This window comes from Sutterella seckii (assembly GCF_009183815.1).
GTDB lineage: Bacteria > Pseudomonadota > Gammaproteobacteria > Burkholderiales > Burkholderiaceae_F > Sutterella > Sutterella seckii.
Map to the genome: position 1 here is coordinate 1 of NZ_WEHX01000218.1, position 715 is coordinate 715.

General features: G+C 54.1%; 1 protein-coding gene. It reads right to left on the reverse strand.

All coding sequences use genetic code 11. The annotated features are described in order from the left end of the window. Positions 1–696: transposase (locus GBM95_RS11930; protein ID WP_226963325.1), on the reverse strand; the 696-nt coding region annotated here is incomplete at its 3' end. Positions 697–715 lie beyond the last annotated feature (19 nt).

Genomic DNA, 715 nt, shown 5'->3' on the forward strand with positions numbered 1-715 from the left:
CGCCTTGCGATTGCGCCAGCACGTTCTGAGCGAGTCTATGACATCCCCGAATGTTGCATTGTCGAGTACTCCTGCCTTCGACATGCGCTTCACAATGCGGGATGTCAGGATGGAGGCAATGAGGTCTACGAATTCGGATCCGCGGACGGAGTAGTCGGACTGGACCCGGGTTACGCCGAAATCAAGGCTGTTCTTGTAAACATCGAAGAACATCTCAAGCTGCCAGCGCTGTTCGTAGCATGCGTAGACCTCAGCGCACGTCATGTCGAGATCCGACTCAAAGACGATTGTTCCATACGAACCGCAATGCTCATCGTAGTTCTTCTTGTCGTATGAATCGCTCCTGCGCTGGCGGTCCATGAAGGAGTTGTCTTCCGCCTGAGCCTTCCACGAATCCCTGAAGGAGTAGAGGAAGCGCCCGTTTCCCATCTTTACCTTTTTGCAGCGGATGCGCTTATCAATGCCGCGCAGACAATCCTCGAAATCGAGCATGGCGTTCTCTGCAATCTTCTTGTCCGAGCGCTTCAGCGGCGTGAGGAAATGAAGCCCTTCATGCTTTCGGAGCAGGCCTTCAATTGCCTTGGGAGGGAATCCCTTGTCCGTGATCAGGACGCCTCGTTCGATTTTGTTTTCCGAAACGAATGAGCTGTAGGCGCGGGCGTCGATCATATTGCCCGGATAGACCTGTGCGCACAAGGGTTCCTGTGCTTCAAGG